Raw genomic sequence first — 14,045 nt, 5'->3', positions numbered from 1 at the left:
TAATGAATCTATTTATAAACATAATATTATTATGTAAACTTATAAATCCTACCCTTCCCATTATGTTTTCTTTCTCATTTGTTCATACTAATAGTAAAGTCTGAACAGAAAAGGTGATATATATGGAAGAAATATCCAAGGTACAACGGAATTATCAAGGAGATATTATAAGCTTTCAAACCTCTTCCGGCCGTATCATTTCCTACCGGAAAGCCGTATTGGAAGCATCCGAAGGTTTACTTCAAGGTGTCACACTCAATGAGAATGAATGGGGAGAATCTGAGTTATCCAGTCTGTCAGTCGAAGATGGAACTTTTAACGACTACCCTTCTATATTTTGACCGCCCATCCAAAAAGGACTTTCATTTGAAATGAAAGTCCTTTACCCTTGTCTTATGTTTTTCGCGGTTTTTAGTAAATGGATATATTCATTATTCACTGCGGTTTTGAATCGTTCGCAGCCCTTCTACCCGGCTCTTTTCTTCCTCGAAGAATTGTACGAGATCACCAATGCGATCGATGGAATCCCAGCTTAAATGATGTTCGATTCCTTCCACATCTTCATAAATATGCTCTTCCTTCACTCCAATAACACGAAGGAATTGTTCCAACAGCTCGTGTCTGTAAACTAAACGCTTTCCTACCTTATTTCCCTTTGGAGTGAGAACAAGACCTCGGTATTTCTCATAAATGAGATAATCATCCTTATCAAGTTTCTGAACCATTTTGGTAACTGAGGAGGGGTGGACAGATAAAGCTTCTGCTATATCCGAAACTCTGGCGTAACCTTTGTTCTCAATTAACATGTAAATCTGTTCTATATAATCTTCCATACTTGGTGTAGGCATTTTTTACCCTCCAAATTCCCATAAATATCATTAAAAGTTTACTATAACTACAGGATGAATACAACCCTGACCCCGAACGCCAAATCACTCACTCGTTCACCTTTATCTCTCCACAGTCAACTGATTCCTTTCTAAATTGGACGAATGTTGACTCGAAAAACGTCATATTGTATAGTTAAGACATCATTGAAGTGACCGATGATTATGGCTTATATATCTGCCATAAACATCATTCATTTCGTGAAAACTATTTTCCAGAGGCACAACCGTGCTTGAACGATTTAGGAGGATTCTAACATGCAAAATGGTAAAGTAAAATGGTTCAACAATGAAAAAGGTTTTGGATTCATCGAAGTTGAAGGTGGAGATGACGTATTCGTTCACTTCTCAGCGATTCAAGGTGAAGGATTCAAATCATTAGAAGAAGGTCAAGAAGTTTCTTTCGATGTTGTTGAAGGAAATCGCGGACCACAAGCTGCAAACGTAGTCAAATTATAATCGTACAAAACAATAGATCAACATGATGAAGGGCAGCCCCTAAAATGGCTGCCCTTTATTTTTGATAAGCGTTGTTCCTATTCAGATATTCTCCGTATTGACGGATTTGTTCCCCGATGGTGCATTGTTCTATACAAAAGCGGTGAGCATACGTTTTACCATACTCTTTGCGAAAGTGTGCTTTCAGTAAGCAGTCGTTACAGTAGGTGTCTATAAGCTCATCCACTTTATCCACCACTTCTTTTCGATTCATGAGATCACTCCTAGATTTTTTCACGCACAGCAAATCATTGTATTAATAGAGTATATAATACACAGCAGAATTATTCTAATCGTTTATTACTGTGTACCTTAATGCCTTGAAGTGCCTGGTTGGCAAGCTTATCGGCTTCTTTGTTGTCTTTCCTGTTCAGGACGATCAGATTGGGTTTCAGCCCAAGCCTTTGGATTGATCCTTCAATTCGATCAAGCCACCTGCTCAACCCCTCTTCATAGCAAGGCCACTCGCCCCCAAGCTGCTTCATTGCCACCTGAGAATCTCCTTTAATCGTACAGGGCACATTTTTAACCCCGATTTCTTCAAGCAGCCCGAGAGCTATATGCAATGCCGCGTATTCAGCTTCATTATTGTTCTCGATTTCTTCGAGAAGTGCATTTTTTCTAATCCGAAAAGATTCCCCGCCTTTTTCATAATAAATGACGATTCCGGCACCCGCATAGTTCGTTTCCTTATCAAACCCGCCATCAAAGAACACCACGATGTTTTCGGGTTCCTTCTCTAACTCCTGATTCAATTTGATGTATTCTTTCCTTGTCCAAGAGTTTCCCATTTCATCAATGATTTCAAGATCAACGACCCTTCCCGTTTTCATCAGATCATCTACATGAATCAATGTTTCTTTCCGCTTGAAAAAACCGGATTCAAACCATATATCGGAAGCGGTTTTGCTTTTATATTTAAATTTAATTTTCATTTTCATTCTTCTTTCACTCCCTTTTCTTCATTTTATTGTTCAAAATCATTTTTCTTTGTATAATGAGGACTATTGTTTCATTCACTTATGAACGATAGGAGGACTTATTATGTTTAATATATGGTTTGGCCTGGTTTTCGTACTCATTACATTCTCATGTTTACTTGTCATGTATCGAATGTTTGGACGAACCGGTCTCTTTGTCTGGATAGGGATCTCGACCATACTTGCAAACCTTCAGGTCGTCAAGACGATTGAAATTTTTGGTCTGACGGCGACACTCGGGAATGCCATGTATGGTACCGCCTTTCTGGTGACGGATATCCTGAACGAGAAGTATGGTAAAAAAGAGGCTCAGAAAGCGGTTTGGCTTGGCTTCTTCACGTTGATCGTCATGACTATTATTATGCAACTGGCGCTCTTATTTCAACCACATCCTGACGATTTCGCCCAGGAATCCCTTGCGACGATCTTTGGCATCATCCCGCGGATTGCACTTGGCAGCCTTGCCGCTTACCTTGTAAGCCAATTTACGGACGTGTATATCTTTACGTATCTGAAGAAGAAGTTCCCGACAGATGCCCAATTTTGGATCCGCAATAACGGGAGTACGATGGTGAGTCAACTATTGGATACACTCGTCTTCACAAGCATCGCCTTCCTTGGTGAATATCCGATGCACGTTTGGTTCGAGATTTTCATTACCACTTATCTTCTCAAATGGGTGATTTCCCTTATGGATACCCCGTTTGGCTATATCGCAAAACGATTTCCGAAGAATATAGGATGACCGAAGCCGGGTGTATGCATTTTCACCCGGCTTTTGCAATGAATATAAAGAGTATGAAGTGAAATGCCATGAAGCATCCTCCTTCCTCCCTCTTAATATGCTACTATATTTATATTCTGAATGTGTATGAGGTGAATACGATTGTTAGAAGTTTATATTGATGGTGCAAGTGCCGGGAATCCGGGCCCAAGCGGAGCCGGTATTTTTATCAAATACAACGGTAAAGTGGAAAAATATTCGATTCCTTTAGGGATCATGGACAATCATGAAGCAGAATTCCTCGCCTGCAAAAAAGCACTCGAAATCTGTTTGGAGAAGCAGACAGATACCGTATGGTTGAAAAGTGATTCTCAAGCTGTCGTTCATGCGATTGAGAAAGAGTTTGTACGTAATGCTCAATATAAATTATTGCTTGGAGATATATTAAGCTTGACGAAGCAATTGAACCTTTTCTTTGTCAAATGGATACCCAGTAAGGAAAATAAAGCGGCTGATGAGCTGGCCCGGAAAGCCATCCACCTGAACTAAAAGGGATCCCGCCTTGGTGATTTCTACCTTAACATTACACAAGCGATTTACAAACACATACTAAAAAGACCATCAGAAAGGGTACAATACCCTTCTGATGGTCCCTGGATTATGCCAATCCCTGTTTCTCCATCCACCTTAAAGCTTCCTTTCTGGAAGGGATTTTCTGGGAATGGAGTCTTTCTAATATGGACATATAGAAGCTGCTGTCAAATTGTTTCTGTGCTTTTAACGTAATTTCAATGGCACTATTGACCAGTTCATCCGGGGCGTCTGTGTATTTTTTGCCGAAATAGATGAAGCCTATCGCATCTTCCTGAAATTTGAAGCCTTTGTTTTCCAGATCTATGAGAAATTCTTCTGTTGTCTTTTTCACGTTTCTCCTCACCTTATCGCCTCTTTGTCTTCTCTTATTTTACAGAAAATCTCTTCTTTTGCCTATCCTTTTTGGAAAACAAGAAGGCAATGGAGCCAAGAAGGGAACCAAGTAATGCACCGCCCACCACTTCCTGTGGCTGGTGTCCGAGCATTTCCTTCAGTCTCTTTGGTTTCTTCTCTTCGAATTCAACAGTTTCCTTTTCATGCGCCTTCCTGACAAGCTCATCGAGACTATTTACTTTAAGCGTCAATTCACCGGTTTGGCGGCGAATTCCCTGGGCATCGTACATGACGATCAGACCAAAGATGAAGGAAAGAGCGAAATCAATCGTTCTTATCCCTCTTTTTAACGCAATGAATGTCGTCAAAGATGCGACTCCGGCACTATGTGAGCTCGGCATTCCCCCTGTCTGAAAAAACAGCTCAGGCTTCCACTCCTTCTTTTTCAAAAAGTGGAGCGGAATCTTCAATCCTTGGGCAAATGCAATACTGATCAGTGCGGTAATGATTCCTTTATTCACCCTAACACCTCCCTTATTCGTAGTGTGTCCTAAAATTCTCTATGCATGGGATATTTGTAGAGAACCAAGACAAAATAGTAAAGATCACACAAAGGAGGGTCTTAACAATGACTAAAGGAAATAATAAAAATAAAGGGAAAAGCGCCAAAAGTGTAAACCCGCAAGGAATTTCACAAGATGCTGAATTCGCGATCGAACCGAAAAGCGCATTAGAGAATGCAGCTAAAAAATCGAATAAAAAATAAAAGTCAATAAAAAAGTGTCAGGCTTAAGTCCTGACACTCTTATCATATTTAGCTTGAAGCCGAAAGCACATTCGAACCAACTAAAAACCTTCTAAGAACTTTAAGCTCTAATTCGTCCACAAGCGTAAGTGTATCATGTGATACATGCTCCCACCTGGCTTCGTCAACCGACACAGAAAGGGGTACTTCACAGTGAATTTCAGCCAGTTTCCTTGAAACATGCAGCATGTCAAGGTCTTCCTCAATCTTCTTCCGTTGTGAAGGAGTCAGTTCATGCAGATTGGCAAGGATACCGGAAATATCCTGATACTGTTGAATCAGCTTCATGGCTGTTTTCTCCCCAATCCCTTTTACTCCTGGATATCCGTCACTTGTATCTCCCATGAGTGCTTTCACATCAATGAACTGTTCCGGGGTGATGCCCCTTTCTTCCACAAAGAGGTCTTTCGTATAGGTCTGATAATTCCCAAAACCTTTCTTCAGCAGCATGATGTCAATGTTGTCATCAAGAAGCTGCAGGAGATCCTGGTCTCCACTTAGAACGGAGACTTTTCGCTCGGATCGATGGAGCTTTGCCAGGGTCCCGATACAATCGTCTGCTTCATAGCCCACTACGCCCACATTGGAAAGATTGAATCCTTCAGCCACTTCTTTTGCAAGGTCAAACTGTGGGATCAGTTCTACAGGTGGTGCATTCCGATTCGATTTATAGTCATTGAACACTTCATTACGGAAAGTCTGGCTCCCCATATCCCAGCATACAATGATGTGTGTAGGCTTCACATGATCCGCTGCCATGAGCAGATGTTTCATGAACCCCTGGACCCCATTGGTCGGGAGGCCTTTTGAGTTCATCATGAATTGGCCCGTTACGGCCGTTGCAAAGAAAGAACGAAATAATAATGCCATTCCATCTATTAATAATAAATGCTCATTTTTATTTTCCAAGTCATCCACTCCTAACCCCGTCGTTTCGTACATACCTTTTAAAGTATAACACATCAGCATAAACAGCTAATTGGAAAAGTGATGAATCTCTTCCAATTAGCTACCCGGCATTATTCTTTTTCCACCCTGTGCTCTTCGTACGAAACCCAATCGCTATAACTCCCTACATATAGCCTTACATCGGTAAACCCGGCTTCTTTAAGAGCAATGAAGTTTGGGGTTGCCGTTACACCAGATCCACAGTAGACAATGACGGGCTCATCTTTTTTAAGCTTCGAGAAACGTTCCTTCTGCTCATGTGACTCAAGGAAATACCCTTCATTCATCCCTTCCGTCCATGGAAGGTTGATCGCTCCGGGAATATGGCCCGGAATACGGTCGATCGGCTCTTCCTGACCAGAGAACCGTTCCCAGCTCCTGGAATCAACCAAGGGGATCATTCTAACTCCATCAGCAATTCCCCGTATTTCATCCAAAGTGGCCAGAATACCGTCATTTACGTTCGGATGATAATTTGTTGCAGGATAATGGGGAACGGAGGATTCGGTCTTTCCAGAACCCTTCTTCCACGCGGCAAATCCACCATTCAGGATAAAGACATTTTCATGACCGATATAATGGAATAACCACCAGCACCTGCCCGCAAAAGCCCCTTCCTTCTCATCATAAATCACGATGGTTGTTTGATTATCGATCCCCGCATCCTCCACTTTACGCAGGAAATTCTTCATATTCGGGAGGGGGTGTCGTCCCCCGTGCTTCTTCGCATAACCGGATAAATCTTTTTCAAGGTCAAAAAAAACGGCACCGGGAATATGGCTTTCATTGTATCCTTCCCGGCCTTCTGCAGGATTCCCTAACGAAAAACGACAATCGATGATTCTTACATCCCCATCGTCCATATGTTCTTTAAGCCACTCCGCATCTACCAGCACACTCATGGTTTCATCCCCCTCTTCTTCATCAATCTCCGCACTTCTTCCTTCGGTTCCCAACAAGAAAACTGATAGGTCGTTTTGGTCTCATAGCCTAGTCTTGAACAATAATAGGAAGTCTTCTGCTCTTTTTTCACTCCTTGAATGTGAATACAGGTGGCACAGCAATGATAAGGATTCACTATGGATGTCCTCCTTCTTTTCTAAGCCTCCTCGAGACGTAATAAATCCCGTTTCAATTGATCCAAGTCCTGGACGGTCTCGAGTGCTTCAAGATAGGATGTAATCTGATCGGTCACCTGACTTAGCAGCTCTTCTTTGAGCAACTTGAATTCCTCTTCCAAATAGGATTGCCCCCAGGTGTCCAACCTTGACCGTTCCTGTATCAGGTAAAGGTCTGCAGGTTCTTGAAGCAAGGCTTCCAATTTTTCCTGCACCACTTTCTTTCCGCCTTTTTCAAAGAAATGCTTTGGATTCTTGAATGTGGAGAAAGCTTCTTCAAATGGTCGCAATTCCGTTTGGTTAAAAGCGCTCTCAAATTCGATGCTCGTTTCATTTTTATCATCCATTGGGGACAGGACCAGATCTTGTTCCACCCGCTGGATTTTTTCTTCCACTGCAGCCCATTGATCTCGGAGCTGCTTCTGAATGAACTGCTGAATCCGCAGGGATGTTGCCCGCATTTCCTGAGCAAGATCAAACCCGATACTTGATAAAAATTCCTTTAATCCTTCACGGATGGCCAGGGATTGAGATGGATATTGAAGAAATAACCCGGAATGAAATGCTTCTTTATAGAAGTCCGGCACCCTGAAAAATACTCTTTGTTTTACATAATGCACGAGCTCCTTGGATTCCTGCAGCATCTCCACTGTAAGGGGATCCCGGGATATGTCGTCAATGATGGATTCAACCTCGGACTTCCGCTCCAGAAGCTCCCTCTTCCTTGATTGCTTATACGTCTTTTCACTGGAAGCGGAGACGAGATATTGTTGAAAACGCTTCAGCCCTCTCTCCCACTCGCCAAGTGCGGATTCGATACTCATGCTCACTAATTCATTCTGGATGAAGGCTTGGAATTCCTCCTTGAATACTTCCATCCCTGATTGATGCGATGCGGATTCTTTAAGTGCCTGTAGAGATGATACTCCGAAAATCCTTGGAAAACGGATTCCATATTGAATCAATTGGTCTTCCACATAATCAATGACTTCATTTTTCTCTTTTTCATCACTTGCGAGGTCGATGGCATTGACGACGAAGAACATTTTATCGAGTTCGAAGGTGTCTTTCACTCGTCCCAATTGAATAAGGAATTCCCTGTCTGCCTTGGCAAATGCATGATTATAATAGGTCACAAAAAGAATCGCATCGGCATTCTTGATATATTCGAAAGCAACACCGGTATGGCGGGCATTGATGGAGTCAGCACCCGGTGTATCGACAAGTGTGATCCCCTGTCTTGTTATCTCACAATCGAAATAGAGATCGATGGACTCCACAAAGCAAGCTTTCGCCTCATCGGCTACATATCCTTTATATTCTTCGAGATCGACCTTCCTCCTGCTGCCGAGGGTTTCCTTAAATGAAGGATACCCTTTCAGAAAGGCTTGTAGGAAAGAAAGATGTACATTTTCTTTCCCGCTTCCTTCAGTCGATAAATCAGGTATCATTTCAGCGGCTTCGTCCAGGGAAGATGCATTCCGATTAAAAAATGAAAGGGAATGATTGATGTCTGTCATTAGCTGTTCACCGGTTTTGATGTGTACGTGGGCCGTTTCATGCTCACACTCTTCCGATACCGGATTGATCCTGTTGATGGAGGCGGTGGTGGGATTCGGGCTCACCGGAAGTACTTTTCTTCCTAACAGGGCATTGGCAAACGAAGATTTCCCGGCACTGAATGCACCGAACAATGCGATGGTAAAGGATTGATTCGAGAGACGCTCCCTCTTACCGTCCAATAGATGTGCCATCTTGGTAAACCCCTTGTACTTCCTGAACACATCCGCCATCGCTTCCAACCGTTGAATCGCTTCTTCTTTTGACGAGAGCTGCACCTTGACGTCAGGGGATTGATTGATGTCGCGTTCCTGTCCTGTGTCCCCTTTACGATCCAGAACCACGTCGGAAGCAAGAGTATACATTTCTTCCCTCTCTTTCCATTTCACGGTCCATTTTGACATAATCGTCTCCGCACGTTTTGGATCAACTTCCGCTTTAGTCAATCTTCTGATTTGAGCGTCCTTCTCTTCATTGAGTGAATTCCATTGATAAATGATGCCTGTTTTTTTCTGAAGCTCTGCCAGCTCTTCTTCCATGCCGGCATTCTCTTCGGGCGATGAGTTTTCAATTTCGTTTATCAGTCCTTCGATCAACCCGTTCGTTTCATTTCTTGCTTTTCTTTTCAACTCCTCAGATAGATCATCACAATATTGGAGAACATAATCACTCGAGACTCCTGCCCCCTGTTTAATTAAATCCACAAGGAAATGATCGTCCACTTCAAGGTTCAATCGGTCCCATTCCACCCGTTGATCTGATGAAGGGATATATTCTTTCACGATGTTTTTACCAAGCGTCTTTAAATGCCATTCGAGTTGAGATTCGATCCGTGAGTTGATATCCTCTTTGAACCTTTGAAGTCTCAGTGCTTTTTCTTCTTCTGTCTTTTGCTTGGAGAACAGGAAGCCGACTTTGAAGTCCTGTTGCCTGCTTTCCAGGAAGTCCTTTGCTAATTCCCTTGTTTCAAAAGGCATTAAATAGGCATTCTTGAGGATTTCCCTTCGCTCTTCTTCGAATTGATCTTTTATGGATGCGACATCATTTTTTGCCAGTGTATCGACGAGCTTTCTTTCTTTTAGAAGGATGGAGTCTTTCTTTTCCCATTCTTCGTCTGTCAGGAAATCCAAGGCTCTATCCTCGAGCTTTTCAAGTTCTTCCTCATACCATTTCTCATGTTCAGATCGCAATTGGGAAATAGCCGAGACTGCCGACTCTTCAATCAGTTCATCCTTCTGTTTGACCTGTCCATCAATCAGTGCTTTCAATTTTTCAAGGTCATTGTAAGGATGGTCAGGATTTTTTAAACTTGTAAAAAATGTGCCATCGGGTACTACCCCCCAAGAGGCGAATGAATTCTTGACGCTTTCCTGGAACTCGCTGAAAGATAATTCTTCCTCCTGATGCTTATCGATCTGGTTCACAATCAGATACAATTTGACACCATGACGCACCATTTCCTTGGTGAACTCAAAATTCACCTGTGATTGGACATGGTTATAATCCATTACATAGAAAACTGCGTCGGCAAGGTGAATCGCCGATTCCGTAGACAGCCTGTGGGCATCGTCCGTACTGTCGACTCCCGGAGTATCCAAAACGGAAACCCCTTCAGGCACGTCACTTCTCTTCCGTCCGATTTCTACAGAGTATACATCCTCCCCGTTTTTACAAAAATCCTTAATGGTCTCAAAATCATACGGTGCCTTAAAATAGAGCGGCTTGGACTGATGATAATGTATCTTTGCAAAGTCCGTTTGGGCCTGATGCACTTTCACCAGATTCGCACTGGTTGGAATCGGACTGGATGGCAGGATGTCTTCACCCATCAACCGGTTGATAATCGTGGACTTCCCAGCGGAAAAATGGCCGCAAAAAGCAAGGATCAATTCATGAGTGTTCAACTTTTCGGCAAGCCGTTCAACCTTGGAAGCCCTCTCCCCATCCCCGTTCTGGAGGAAGATGTCGTAGTAAGCCGTAAGTTGGTTTAACGTATTATGTAAATGTGTACTCTTATGTTCAATCTGACTCATAGTCTAATCTAATTCCTTTCTGCACTTAAGAAGAATGATAACGTTTTTATTTTATCGTATTTGAATCAAATTCTCTATGAAATCCTACCGGAAAGAGTGATCTGAGATTGATAACAGTATATGCGAAGGATTGGATGAGGGGAAAAGACAAAATAAAAAAGCCTCTTCCGAAGAAGAAGGCCCTGTTTATCGTGTTGTTTCGGTTGCGATTAAGTTTGAGTGAACAAAAGATTTCGAGTTCGACTGGTATGAAGATATGTTCTTCCGCTGTGCCGGATTCTTCATTACATTAGATAATACATACTTCATCGTGAAGCCATACGCTACTACAGTAAACAATATCAAAAACCATACCATTCTTGTCCCCACCCTTTTGTAAAAATACTTGTACTTGAGAATAATTTTCATCTTCAATTAGAATCTTATCAAAGTTGATAATCATTTTCAATAAGAAAATCATTTTTCTTTTTTGAATAGGGGAATCCATCCCTTCGTGTTGAGATGGACCTTCTCATACTCCGTCTCCTCCTTCAAGGCATGTTCCTCGAGAGGGATTCGGATAGAAAGAATGAATTGATTTAATAATGCAAAGATGAAAAGTGTCCAATAGGCTTGAAAAAGCAATGGAACTATCAGAAACTCAAGGGTTACAATCAAATAGTTCGGATGCTTCAAGTGTTTATAAGGGCCTTTGGCTATGACTTCAGCCTGGGGGAGGACGATGATCTTTGTGTTCCAATACTTCCCGAGCGAAGCGATCGACCAGATCCTCCCGAGCTGAGTCAGGATAAAACCACCAAGCAATAACGGCCAATAGTGATTGACCCCTGAGTGAAAGAATCCCCCCTCTATGAGGAGGGAAATGAAAAATGCAATATGGATGCCGACCATCAGCTTATAATGAGCCTGTCCGTATTCTTTAGCACCCCGCTCCTTCATCCACTTTTCATTCGATCTTGCAATATACAGTTCCACCAGTCTTTGAATCATCAGTACCGAGAAAAACAATACAAAATATAGCATCATTCCCACCTCATCAACAAAAGCTCCGAACTGAACCCAGGTCCCAAAGCAGTGCCAAGACCGATATCTCCCCGCTCACAGCCTTTTTCCATAAATTCCTTGAGGACATAAAGAATCGTGACAGAGGACATGTTCCCATACTCCTTCAATACCCTCATTGATTCAGTTGTCATCCTTTCATCCATTCCTAAAGCATCCATGTAAGCCTCAATCACTTTCTTTCCACCGGGGTGGGCCACAAAATGCTTAATGTCCCCGAGCCCGACCCCGTTCGCTTCAATGAAGCCCTCTACATTCGGACGCAGCCAATTTTTCACCAATGTCGGAATGTCCTTCGAAAATACAACATATAATCCATTTTCCTTTACTTCCCATCCCATGACATCCAATGAGTCCTGGAGCAGCGTCGACTGAGTGGCAAAGACCTTTGGCAAAGGATGCCCGACGCCTTCCAATGCCTGGCTGTCATCCCCGCAAACAAGGGCACATGCCACACCATCAGCAAAAAGGGACGTCCCGATCAAATTACTCTTTGATCGATCTCCGTGTTGAAAGGTCAATGAACACAGTTCAATCGAAAGAACAAGAACATTTGCCTTAGGAAAGGCCAAGCAATACTCATACGCCCTTGATAACCCCGACGCCCCCCCTGCACATCCCAAACCCCATATCGGAATTCGTTTGATGTGGGGAGAAAATGGGAGCCTGTTCATGATCCGGGCTTCCAAACTAGGGGTTGATAGACCTGATGTTGATATGGTAATGATGGCATCGATATCTCCCGTTGAGAGCCTATGACGGGAAAGGCTCTTAAGAACCACTTTACTCCCCAATTCTACGGCATGGTGGATAAATTCATCGTTCTTTTCCTGAAAGGTATGCTCCTTGGAAAACCACTCCAGATCCTTTACGAAATAACGGCTTTCTATTTCACCGTTTTGAAACACATTTATGAGGCGTCCTATATCTTTAAAACTTGAAGAAAACAGCTGTTTTGCAAATTCAGCGGCTTCATTTTGCGTGATTTTAACTGGCGGAACCTCAGTTTCCACTGAGAGTATTTTCGGCATGCGCGACCACTCCTTACACTTCCATATAAGGATAGCTTTTCCACAAGGGCAAAAATCATGTATGGAGTGTCATTTTTGTTTTAAACACCTCTCAATAAATAGTTCTTTAGTATGAATAGAGCACGAAAATATCACCCTTTAATCCTAGTCCGTGTGGTATGATTATAGTGACAAAATACTGGAGGATACGACATGATTTTAACTAAAAGTGTCACCGATATACTTAATAGTTCAGTAGAAGCGATCAAAGGAGTCATCCCTTTGGGTGTTACTGTTTTAAAACCCTCATTGCTGACAGAGCCGTTCAGTCAGCACAAGATCGGCGTACTCATCGGGTTCACGGGTGACGTAAGAGGAAGAATGATCATTGATGGAGAAGAAGAGAGCTTTCAAGGTTTGGGAGCATCCATGTTTGGAATGCCCCTTGAAGGGGAGATGCTTGAGTCATTCGCGGGTGAGCTCGGGAATATGATTGCAGGGAATCTAGCTACTCTCCTTGCACAAGCCGGTCATTCACTCGATATTACACCCCCGACCGTGATTGTAGGGCAATCGAAGATGTATGGCTTCGACAAAGCTTTGAAACTACCGATTTCCATTGAAAATGTGGGAGATTTTTTAGTGATACTGATGATTGAATAGCAAATAGATAAAAGGCTGACCTTCAGCGAAAGGTCAGCCTTTTATCCTGGAATCAAAAGCCGTTGATCGTCATTCCTCCGTCTACAAAGAGGGTTTGGCCGGTAATATAGTTTGAGGCATCCGATGAAAGGAATACCGCCGGGCCCACCAATTCCTCGAGCTCACCGATCCTTTTCAAAGGAGTCACTGCCAGTATATCGTTTACATACTCTTCATTTTGCAGAAGTTCCTTTGTTAAAGGTGTCTTGAAGTACCATGGACCGATACTGTTCACATTGATATTGTGTTTCCCCCATTCCATGGCTAATACCTTCGTCATTTGAATCATGGCTGCTTTTGTGGAAGCATAGACGACCCCTGTCCTGAGGGCAACGTGGCCGGCGACGGAGGCAATGTTTATGATTTTCCCCCGTCCCCTCTCTTTCATATGTCTTCCCACTTCCTGGCTCATCATAAAGGCTGATTTCAAGTTCGTATCCATGATTTTCTGCCATTCATCATCCGTTACCGAAAGCGCTGCCGAACGTATATTCATCCCTGCATTATTGATCAGGATATCGATGGACAAACCATTGCTTTCTATGTAGGCGATCACCCTGTTTATGTCGTCACGTGATGTCACATCTGTCGGGAGGATATGAGCCTTTCTCCCAAGCTTCTCGATTACACCAGCCGTTTCTTCCAAATCTTCCCTCGTTCTGGACAACAGGACTACATCGGATCCTGATTCCGCTAATCCAATACTGAGGGCACGTCCAATTCCCCGGCCTGCACCTGTGACAACGGCCAATTTACCTTTCAATGAAAATGAAGGAACAAACAAATTCCCC

Annotated in this window: 18 protein-coding genes; 6 read left to right on the top strand and 12 right to left on the bottom strand. The window is 42.9% G+C overall.

What is annotated here, in order from left to right:
• Positions 1 to 122: 122 nt before the first annotated feature.
• A complete protein-coding gene (locus N5C46_RS01220; protein ID WP_261750580.1) occupies positions 123 to 341 on the top strand; it encodes a DUF3892 domain-containing protein in 219 nt (72 codons plus the stop codon).
• 90 nt (positions 342 to 431) lie between these two features.
• Here N5C46_RS01220 and mntR read toward each other — a convergent pair whose 3' ends face one another.
• Positions 432 to 848, bottom strand: coding sequence for a transcriptional regulator MntR (gene mntR, locus N5C46_RS01215; RefSeq protein WP_034758545.1), 417 nt, complete (start codon positions 846 to 848; stop codon positions 432 to 434).
• A 297-nt stretch (positions 849 to 1,145) separates the two neighbouring features.
• Here mntR and cspD point away from each other — a divergent pair, with 297 nt between their 5' ends.
• Positions 1,146 to 1,346 carry a cold-shock protein CspD gene (gene cspD, locus N5C46_RS01210; RefSeq protein ID WP_034758543.1) on the top strand — a complete coding sequence of 67 codons (201 nt, stop codon included), beginning with the start codon at positions 1,146 to 1,148 and terminating at the stop codon, positions 1,344 to 1,346.
• Between the two features lie 55 nt (positions 1,347 to 1,401).
• Here the strand turns inward: cspD and N5C46_RS01205 are convergent, their stop codons facing one another.
• Complete coding sequence (locus tag N5C46_RS01205; protein ID WP_261750579.1) at positions 1,402 to 1,599, bottom strand: zinc-finger domain-containing protein; 198 nt, start codon at positions 1,597 to 1,599, stop codon at positions 1,402 to 1,404.
• 70 nt (positions 1,600 to 1,669) lie between these two features.
• Positions 1,670 to 2,326, bottom strand: coding sequence for a reverse transcriptase-like protein (locus N5C46_RS01200; protein ID WP_261750578.1), 657 nt, complete (start codon positions 2,324 to 2,326; stop codon positions 1,670 to 1,672).
• A 103-nt stretch (positions 2,327 to 2,429) separates the two neighbouring features.
• Between N5C46_RS01200 and N5C46_RS01195 the strand changes: the two genes are divergently transcribed.
• On the top strand, positions 2,430 to 3,110 hold the full coding sequence (locus N5C46_RS01195; RefSeq protein ID WP_261750577.1) for a queuosine precursor transporter: 681 nt from the start codon (positions 2,430 to 2,432) through the stop codon (positions 3,108 to 3,110).
• Positions 3,111 to 3,251: 141 nt separating this feature from the next.
• The gene (locus tag N5C46_RS01190; RefSeq protein ID WP_261750576.1) at positions 3,252 to 3,638 is read left to right on the top strand and encodes a reverse transcriptase-like protein; all 387 of its coding nucleotides are present in this window, start codon (positions 3,252 to 3,254) and stop codon (positions 3,636 to 3,638) included.
• A 109-nt stretch (positions 3,639 to 3,747) separates the two neighbouring features.
• Here N5C46_RS01190 and N5C46_RS01185 read toward each other — a convergent pair whose 3' ends face one another.
• Together N5C46_RS01185 and N5C46_RS01180 are read right to left on the bottom strand one after the other, a co-directional pair.
• Positions 3,748 to 4,014 carry a DUF6123 family protein gene (locus N5C46_RS01185; protein ID WP_034758529.1) on the bottom strand — a complete coding sequence of 89 codons (267 nt, stop codon included), beginning with the start codon at positions 4,012 to 4,014 and terminating at the stop codon, positions 3,748 to 3,750.
• Between the two features lie 34 nt (positions 4,015 to 4,048).
• Positions 4,049 to 4,537 carry a divergent PAP2 family protein gene (locus tag N5C46_RS01180; RefSeq protein ID WP_261750575.1) on the bottom strand — a complete coding sequence of 163 codons (489 nt, stop codon included), beginning with the start codon at positions 4,535 to 4,537 and terminating at the stop codon, positions 4,049 to 4,051.
• Between the two features lie 107 nt (positions 4,538 to 4,644).
• On the opposite strand from N5C46_RS01180, the gene N5C46_RS01175 reads away from it, so the two are divergent.
• Positions 4,645 to 4,782, top strand: a complete 138-nt coding sequence (locus N5C46_RS01175) for a small, acid-soluble spore protein L (RefSeq protein ID WP_254651725.1) — start codon at positions 4,645 to 4,647, stop codon at positions 4,780 to 4,782.
• A gap of 48 nt (positions 4,783 to 4,830) precedes the next feature.
• On the opposite strand, the gene N5C46_RS01170 is transcribed toward N5C46_RS01175, so the two are convergent.
• From N5C46_RS01170 to N5C46_RS01145, 6 genes are all read right to left on the bottom strand, one after another.
• A complete protein-coding gene (locus N5C46_RS01170; protein WP_406687978.1) occupies positions 4,831 to 5,763 on the bottom strand; it encodes a 5'-3' exonuclease in 933 nt (310 codons plus the stop codon).
• Positions 5,764 to 5,840: 77 nt separating this feature from the next.
• Positions 5,841 to 6,671, bottom strand: a complete 831-nt coding sequence (locus tag N5C46_RS01165; RefSeq protein WP_261750574.1) for a sulfurtransferase — start codon at positions 6,669 to 6,671, stop codon at positions 5,841 to 5,843.
• Positions 6,668 to 6,847 (bottom strand): hypothetical protein, encoded by a 180-nt coding sequence (locus tag N5C46_RS01160; protein ID WP_261750573.1) that lies wholly within the window; start codon positions 6,845 to 6,847, stop codon positions 6,668 to 6,670. Before N5C46_RS01160 ends, N5C46_RS01165 begins: the two co-directional genes overlap by 4 nt.
• A 21-nt stretch (positions 6,848 to 6,868) precedes the next feature.
• Complete coding sequence (locus N5C46_RS01155) at positions 6,869 to 10,480, bottom strand: dynamin family protein (protein WP_261750572.1); 3,612 nt, start codon at positions 10,478 to 10,480, stop codon at positions 6,869 to 6,871.
• 456 nt (positions 10,481 to 10,936) lie between these two features.
• Positions 10,937 to 11,503, bottom strand: a complete 567-nt coding sequence (locus N5C46_RS01150) for an isoprenylcysteine carboxyl methyltransferase family protein (protein ID WP_261750571.1) — start codon at positions 11,501 to 11,503, stop codon at positions 10,937 to 10,939.
• Entirely contained in the window at positions 11,503 to 12,573 is a 1,071-nt protein-coding gene (locus N5C46_RS01145; protein WP_261750570.1) for a type III polyketide synthase, read from the bottom strand. The genes N5C46_RS01150 and N5C46_RS01145 overlap by 1 nt, the downstream gene beginning before the upstream one ends.
• Before the next feature lie 192 nt (positions 12,574 to 12,765).
• Between N5C46_RS01145 and N5C46_RS01140 the strand changes: the two genes are divergently transcribed.
• Positions 12,766 to 13,215: a chemotaxis protein CheX gene (locus N5C46_RS01140; RefSeq protein WP_261750569.1), complete on the top strand. Its 450-nt coding sequence runs from the start codon at positions 12,766 to 12,768 to the stop codon at positions 13,213 to 13,215.
• 52 nt (positions 13,216 to 13,267) lie between these two features.
• Here the strand turns inward: N5C46_RS01140 and N5C46_RS01135 are convergent, their stop codons facing one another.
• Positions 13,268 to 14,038 (bottom strand): SDR family NAD(P)-dependent oxidoreductase, encoded by a 771-nt coding sequence (locus N5C46_RS01135; RefSeq protein WP_261750568.1) that lies wholly within the window; start codon positions 14,036 to 14,038, stop codon positions 13,268 to 13,270.
• Positions 14,039 to 14,045: the final 7 nt, after the last annotated feature.

Source organism: Rossellomorea vietnamensis (assembly GCF_025398035.1).
Lineage (GTDB): Bacteria > Bacillota > Bacilli > Bacillales > Bacillaceae_B > Rossellomorea > Rossellomorea vietnamensis_B.
Note: the sequence above shows the minus strand (reverse complement) of the source record. Positions and strands in the feature narration are given on the sequence as shown.

Excerpts from the sequence above, each read along its gene's own strand:
- N5C46_RS01155 (WP_261750572.1), bottom strand. The coding sequence starts at position 10,480 with ATGAGTCAGATTGAACATAAGAGTACACATTTACATAATACGTTAAAC.
- mntR (WP_034758545.1), bottom strand. The coding sequence starts at position 848 with ATGCCTACACCAAGTATGGAAGATTATATAGAACAGATTTACATGTTA.
- cspD (WP_034758543.1), top strand. The coding sequence starts at position 1,146 with ATGCAAAATGGTAAAGTAAAATGGTTCAACAATGAAAAAGGTTTTGGA.
- N5C46_RS01150 (WP_261750571.1), bottom strand. The coding sequence starts at position 11,503 with ATGCTATATTTTGTATTGTTTTTCTCGGTACTGATGATTCAAAGACTG.
- N5C46_RS01195 (WP_261750577.1), top strand. The coding sequence starts at position 2,430 with ATGTTTAATATATGGTTTGGCCTGGTTTTCGTACTCATTACATTCTCA.
- N5C46_RS01220 (WP_261750580.1), top strand. The coding sequence starts at position 123 with ATGGAAGAAATATCCAAGGTACAACGGAATTATCAAGGAGATATTATA.
- N5C46_RS01205 (WP_261750579.1), bottom strand. The coding sequence starts at position 1,599 with ATGAATCGAAAAGAAGTGGTGGATAAAGTGGATGAGCTTATAGACACC.
- N5C46_RS01165 (WP_261750574.1), bottom strand. The coding sequence starts at position 6,671 with ATGAGTGTGCTGGTAGATGCGGAGTGGCTTAAAGAACATATGGACGAT.
- N5C46_RS01140 (WP_261750569.1), top strand. The coding sequence starts at position 12,766 with ATGATTTTAACTAAAAGTGTCACCGATATACTTAATAGTTCAGTAGAA.
- N5C46_RS01170 (WP_406687978.1), bottom strand. The coding sequence starts at position 5,763 with ATGTACGAAACGACGGGGTTAGGAGTGGATGACTTGGAAAATAAAAAT.
- N5C46_RS01200 (WP_261750578.1), bottom strand. The coding sequence starts at position 2,326 with ATGAAAATGAAAATTAAATTTAAATATAAAAGCAAAACCGCTTCCGAT.
- N5C46_RS01145 (WP_261750570.1), bottom strand. The coding sequence starts at position 12,573 with ATGCCGAAAATACTCTCAGTGGAAACTGAGGTTCCGCCAGTTAAAATC.
- N5C46_RS01175 (WP_254651725.1), top strand. The coding sequence starts at position 4,645 with ATGACTAAAGGAAATAATAAAAATAAAGGGAAAAGCGCCAAAAGTGTA.